Raw genomic sequence first — 6367 nt, forward strand, 5'->3', positions numbered from 1 at the left:
GCTGACGGGGGCGACGGTGCCTGGCGAGGACCCGGAAGCGGCCGAGCCGTCGGAGGACCCGTCCGGGGGCACGCCGGCCGACCCGCCGGGCCATCCGCCGAGGGAGTCCCCGATCCCCCCATCCAGGGATCCACCCAGGGACCCACCCAGGGATCCGCCCAGGGACCCGAGCAACGGCCCCAGGATGAGTCCGATGACCCCGACGATCACCACCGGCCAGATGAGGTCGGGCAGGTCCACGGAGCCGCCGCCGGCCCCGGGACGGATCACCACTCGTCGAATGGAGTGGTAGGTGGCCCCGTCGGGCAGTGTCACGGCGAACCCGATGTCGTAGGTCCCCGCCCTCGTGGGTGTGCCCTTCAGGACCCCGTCCTCGAGCCGCAGGCCCGGCGGCAGGGACGAGGTATCCACGTCGAGCACGATCCCCTCGGACGCCGAAGGCAGGAACACCTCAGGCCCGAAGCTCCGGCCGGTCCTGCCGTCGGGCAGTCGGTTGACCGGGTCGGTGGGGTCGAGGCCGAGCTGGTCCTCGGCGAGATCCGGCAACCCGTCTCCGTCGGTGTCCACCACCCCGATGTCGGAGAAGGACACCCAGATCATCGGACTCACGCTCTGTCGCTGCGTGTGGTTCTCCACGTCGAGGGGCACGGACACCTCGTCGACCACCGTCGCCGTCTGCCCGGGAGCGAGGTCGAGAGCCGCCACCGTGGTCCCGCGGGCCGGGGAATCCCCGGCACGGGGGGTGTCGGGGCCGTAGAGGGTCACGGTCCGGGAGTCGACCTCAACGGCGCCCGTGAGGGTGCTGCTCACGTCGAACTCGGCCCCGCCGGAGACCAGGTAGTCGCCGATCCCCACCGCGTATCGCCCGGTCCGCCCCGTCGTGGTGGCGTTGCGCACGTGATAGGTCCTGTCGATCGACTGGCCCGGCGACATCGAACACGGGTCCACCTCGGGGGTGCCCCCGATCGCACCCCGGGGATCGGTGTGCGCGGGCCCGCCGGCGAGGTCGCACCCCCACGACCTCAGGACGAGGTCCGGCGCGTCCGACCACGTGACGCCGTCGAGTGAGAACTCGAGGTCGGTGTGGGCGTCCAGGGGCGAGGCGGAGACGGCCCGGGCGACGGATGCCCCGCCGAGCACCAGGGTGACCGCGGCCGCGAGGGCGACAGGGATCAGCCCGTTCCTGCGACGACCTCGTGGCCGGCCGCGCCGCATCTCACGGGCAGGCTCAGTGGCACTCTCGGCAGCGCATCCGGCAGGCTCGGATCCTGAGGGTTTCGTCATCGACCAGCTTCGTCAGGCCCGGTCTGACGCCCGGGAGGAGAGCCCTCACTGTAATACTAAAGTTGTTCTTATGTAAAGGGTGCTCCGCGCCGCCCGCCTACCTTCCCAACCCCAGGACCGTGTCGCACGCCCGGGCGATCGCCAACTCCTCATCGGTCGGGATCACCAGGACCGCGACCCGGCCACCGGCGCGCGAGATGATCCGCTCGCCCGCCCCGTCCTCGTTGGCCTGCGGGTCGAGTTCCACTCCCCACCCGACGAGCGTGGACAACACGTCCGCACGCAGGCGGGCGACGTTCTCACCCACGCCGGCGGTGAAGGTGATGGCGTCGACGTCGCCGAGAACCGCCCAGTATCCGCCGATGTAGCGGCGGAGGCGATGGACGACCACCTCGTAGGCCAGAACGGCGTCGCGGTCACCATCGTCGACCCGCGCGAGCAGCTCGCGGAAGTCGCTCACCCGCGCCAACCCCTCCAGACCCGACTTACGGTTGAGAAGGGTGGAGACGTCCTCCGGCGACATACCGCGGTCACGGATGAGGTGGATGATCAGTCCGGGGTCGAGGTCACCGGGACGCGTGCCCATGACCAGACCCTCGAGCGGTGTGAGCCCCATGGAGGTGTCGACCGCCCGGCCGCCGGCGATCGCCGAGGCCGAGGCCCCGTTGCCGAGATGCAGCACGATCTGGTTCACCTCGTCATACGGGCGCCCCAGTACCTCTGCCGCGCGGCGCGAGACGAATTCGTGGCTGGTGCCGTGGAAACCGTAGCGGCGCAGGTCCCAGTCCTTCGCCAGCGCGTGATCGATCGCATAGGTGTGCGCGGCGGCGGGCAGCGTATGGAAGAACCCCGTGTCGAACACCGCCACGTGCGGCAGGCCCGGCAGTAGTTCCCGGGCCACGCGGATCCCTCGCAGGTTAGCGGGGTTGTGGAGGGGCGCCAGCAGCGCGAGCCTCTCGATGCCCGCCTCCACCTCGGGGGTGACCTCGACCGGGTCGTGGAAATCCGGCCCCCCGTGGACCACCCGGTGGCCGATCGCCTCGACTCCCAGGTCGGCGGGGTGAGCGCCGAGCCGCCCCGCCTCCTCAAGGACCCGACTCAGCGCTGCGGTGTGGTCGGGGAACGCGGCCTCGACGGTGCGCTCCCCGCCCGGCGAGCCGGACAGGTCACCGTGGCGCACGGCCAGGGTGCCGACGGGCTCCCCGATTCGTTCGACCAGCGCCCACGCCAACTCCACCTCGACGGCGGTGTCGATGATCTGGAGCTTGAGGGAGGACGACCCCGAGTTGATGACGAGGACGCGGGTCACGACTCCTCTCCCGGGTCTGCGGCCGCGGCCTGCGCCTGGTCGGCCGTGCCCTGCGCCTGGACGGCGGTGATGGCGACGGTGTTGACGATGTCCTCGACCAGCGCGCCACGCGAGAGGTCGTTGATGGGCTTGCGGAGCCCCTGCAGGACCGGGCCGATCGCCACGGCGCCGGCGGTACGCTGCACCGCCTTGTAGGTGTTGTTGCCCGTGTTCAGGTCGGGGAAGATCAGCACGGTGGCGCGGCCGGCGATCGGCGAGTCCGGCATCTTCTTGCGGGCCACGGTGGGGTCGACGGCGGCGTCGAACTGCAGCGGCCCGTCCACCATGAGGTCCGCCAGCGGGTCCCCCTCGCCCGCGGCGGCGATGCGCGCGCAGACGATCTCGGTGGCCTCGCGCACCTTGTCCACGTCTGCTCCGCTGCCTGAGTCACCGGTGGAGTACGAGAGCAGCGCGACCCGTGGTTCCACTCCGAACCGGGAGGCCGTCTCGGCGGAGGACAGCGCGATGTCGGCGAGCTGTTCGGCGGTCGGGGCGGGGACCACAGCGCAGTCGCCGAAGGCCAGCACGTGGTCGGACAGGCACATGAGGAACACGCTGGACACCGTCTTCACTCCCGGCTTCGTCCGGATGATCTCCAGGGCGGGCCGAATGGTGTGCGCGGTCGTGTGCGCGGCGCCGGAGACCATTCCGTCGGCGAGGCCGGTGTACACCATCATCGTGGCGAAGTAGGAGATGTCGAGCATCCTGTCCCGCGCGACGTCCAGGGTCATGCCCTTGTGCTCGCGCAGCGTCGCGTACATCCGGGCGAACGGCTCGGCGTGCTCACTCGTGCGCGGGTCGAGGATCTGTGCCCCGGCCAGGTCGATGCCCAGTTCGTCCGCGCGTCGGCGCACGGTCTCGGGATCGCCCAGGATGGTCAGGTCGGCGACATCTCGACGCAGCAGCCGGCCAGCGGCGTGGAGGATGCGGTCGTCGTCGCCTTCGGGGAGCACGATGTGACGCTTGTCCGCGCGGGCACGCTCGAGGAGCTGGTGCTCGAACATCTGCGGCGTCATCACACTGGGGGTGTCCACGCGTAGACGGGCCAGCAGCTCCTCGGTGTCGATGTGGGTCTCCATCAGGCTCAGCGCCGTCTCGACCTTCCGCCCGGACCCGGAGTAGACGCGCCCCCGGGTGTCCGCCGCCAGGCGAGCGGTGTCGTAGGTGCCGTGGGAGGTACAGACGATCGGCAACGTCGAGCGCATTCCCCTGACCAGTCGGTCCATCGCCGCGTTCGGCATGAGACCGCCGTTCCAGATCATCCCGGCCAACGACGGGAACCCCTCCGCTGCGTGCGCGGTGAGGACCGCGAGCACGGCGTCGGTCCGGTCGGCGGGCACGATCACGACCATGCCGTCCACCAGCCGCTCCAGGATGCGCTCGCCGGTCATCCCGCCCACCATGAGGTTCATGACCTCCCGGTCCAGCAGCGCCGGGTCACCGGAGTAGAGCGTGCCGTCAACGGCCTCGACCAGTTCACCCATCGTGGGCGCGGTGAGGAGGGCCTGGCTGGGCAACGTCCAGGCGGGCAGGTCCAGGGGAGCGAGCTCGGCTTGAATGTCCTCCAGGTCCTCGGGGTCGCACCGGTTGACGACGACGCCCACCGGGTGGGCGTGCTCCTGTCGGAGTTCCTCCAGGGTCAGTCGGGCGTTGGTACCGATCTCCCCCGGAGTCCGATCGGCACCGCGGAGCACCAGCAGAACGGGCGCGCCGAGGTTCACCGCGAGGGTGGCGTTGAAGTCGAACTCGGTGGGGCTGGGCACGCCCGTGTAATCGGTCCCGAGGATCACCACCACATCGCACTGCGCGGCCACCACGTGGTATCTGTCCACGATCTCGGCGAGCGCCGATTCGCGGTCCTCGTGGACCCGGGCATTGGTCACCCCGATGCAGTCCTCGTAGTCGAGATCGACGGTGGTGTGCTGGAGCAGCATCTCCACGATGCGGTCGCGCGTGGGGTCTGTTCCCGTCACGGACTCCGCGCCTGGTCCGGTCCCGGCGCCGGCGACACGTGGCGCGACGGTGACCGGACGGAAGACCCCCACCCTCTGGACGGTCCCGGCGAGGATCCGCAGCAGCCCGAGAGCCACGGTCGACTTCCCGGTGTCGCCCTCGGGCGCCGCGACGTAGACCGCGGAGGAGGACAGGGGGACCTGGGTCACCGGGGACGGGATCGTGGGAGCGGCGGGCTCGGGCGGGAGCGTCTCGGCTACGGGGGAATCGGGCGCGGCGGAATCGGGCACGAGGGCATTGTGACAGCGCGAGCGGCCCGGCACACGTCGTACACCCCGTGCGGCCCCAGACATCGGTGAGCCTGTCGACCCCGGGCGGCACCCGGGTACGGCGACCAGGAGCGGCGGGGTCGGCTCGGGTGGTCCATGCCGACGGACCGTCACCGACGAAGGCGTGGTGCACGGGACAGTCCAACGTACCGTTTCCGACCGTCGTCGGCCCGCCTCGCGACCGCTCCCGGGGACGACGGACGACCGCCCGCTACCCGACGACGACGACGGCCAACCCGAAGTCCCCGGCCGTATCGGTCCAGACCGCGTCATCGCCGAAACCGTGTCCCGCGAGTTCGTCCACGAGTGCTCGGGGCTCGAACTTCCGGGCGATCTCGGTGCGGATCCCGTCACCCGCGGCCAGGGTCCGGCCGCGTTCGAGCGTCGGAAAATCGATCCGCACCTCACGCACGGCGCGCAACCACATCTCGATACGGCTCTCGGTCTCGTTCCACACGGCCTCGTGCCGGAAGTCCCTGCGGTCGAGACCGGTGCAGTCGACGGTCCGGGCGATCACGTCGAGCATGTTGAGGTTGAACTCGGCGGTGACGCCGGCGGCGTCGTCATAGGCCGCCACCAGCCGGTCCGGGTTCTTGACCAGGTCGAATCCCAGCGCCAGCCGGTCCCCCGGCGCCATGAGCGCACGAAGCATCCGGAAGAACCCGGCCCGCTGCTTCTCGCTGAAGTTGCCGACGGTACCGCCGAGGAACAGCACCAACCGTCCTCCCGGCTCACCCGGCAGAGGCCCCTCGAGGGCGGTGATGTCACCGATGACCGGGTCGATCCGCAGGCCCGGATACTCCTGCCCCAGCGCGCGCGAGCTCTCGACGAGCATCTCGGAACTGATGTCCACGGGCACGAACCGCGCATCCGCGCGGGCCTGTGTCAGCACGTCGAGGAGTACCCGGGTCTTCTCGCAGGTCCCGGCCCCCAGCTCGACCACCGTCGAGGCCGCGGCCACGATCTCGCGTGCCCGGGCCGTGAGGATCTCGGCCTCGGCCCGCGTGGGGTAGTACTCCACGACCCTGGTGATCTGATCGAAGATCACACTGCCCTTCTCGTCGTAGAACCAGCGTGGCGGAACGGTCGGCGGGTCGGCGAAGAACCCGTCGCGAAGGTCGGACTCGAGAGCGGCGGTGTCGGGGTCTGCAGGCGGCGTCCTCGTCGTCGTCGTGGTCGTGGTCGTGGTCGTGGTCCCACGCGGATTCTCGGTGCCGGTCATCGCGCGAGCCTCAGTCCGGTGGCCGCCCACCGCGACGAGGCGGGGAAGAAGTTGCGGTAGGTGGGCCGCGTGTGACCCGCCGGGGTCAGGGCACTGCCGCCGCGCAGTACATGCTGGTCGGACATGAACTTGCCGTTGTACTCGCCCGCCGCACCCTCCTCGGTGACGAACCCGGGGTAGGGCAGGTAGGCACTGGAGGTCCACTCCCACACCCCGCCGATCGACCGGTCC

The 6367-nt window shown here is 70.5% G+C and carries 5 protein-coding genes; all 5 read right to left on the reverse strand.

Annotated elements, in window-relative coordinates:
- Positions 1 to 1215 (reverse strand): thrombospondin type 3 repeat-containing protein (locus G6026_RS11685; protein WP_206682025.1); only part of this gene is annotated, 1215 nt, incomplete at its 3' end.
- A gap of 166 nt (positions 1216 to 1381) precedes the next feature.
- Complete coding sequence (locus G6026_RS11690; protein WP_182613279.1) at positions 1382 to 2593, reverse strand: acetate kinase; 1212 nt, start codon at positions 2591 to 2593, stop codon at positions 1382 to 1384.
- Positions 2590 to 4875: a phosphate acetyltransferase gene (gene pta / locus G6026_RS11695; protein WP_309230261.1), complete on the reverse strand. Its 2286-nt coding sequence runs from the start codon at positions 4873 to 4875 to the stop codon at positions 2590 to 2592. The genes G6026_RS11690 and pta overlap by 4 nt, the downstream gene beginning before the upstream one ends.
- Positions 4876 to 5125: 250 nt before the next feature.
- On the reverse strand, positions 5126 to 6136 hold the full coding sequence (gene egtD / locus G6026_RS11700; RefSeq protein WP_182613280.1) for an L-histidine N(alpha)-methyltransferase: 1011 nt from the start codon (positions 6134 to 6136) through the stop codon (positions 5126 to 5128).
- On the reverse strand, positions 6133 to 6367 hold a 235-nt coding region (locus tag G6026_RS17375; RefSeq protein WP_241728048.1), incomplete at its 5' end, for an SUMF1/EgtB/PvdO family nonheme iron enzyme. The genes egtD and G6026_RS17375, both read right to left, overlap by 4 nt.

It is taken from the genome of Dietzia sp. DQ11-38-2 (assembly GCF_014145055.1).
GTDB lineage: Bacteria > Actinomycetota > Actinomycetes > Mycobacteriales > Mycobacteriaceae > Dietzia.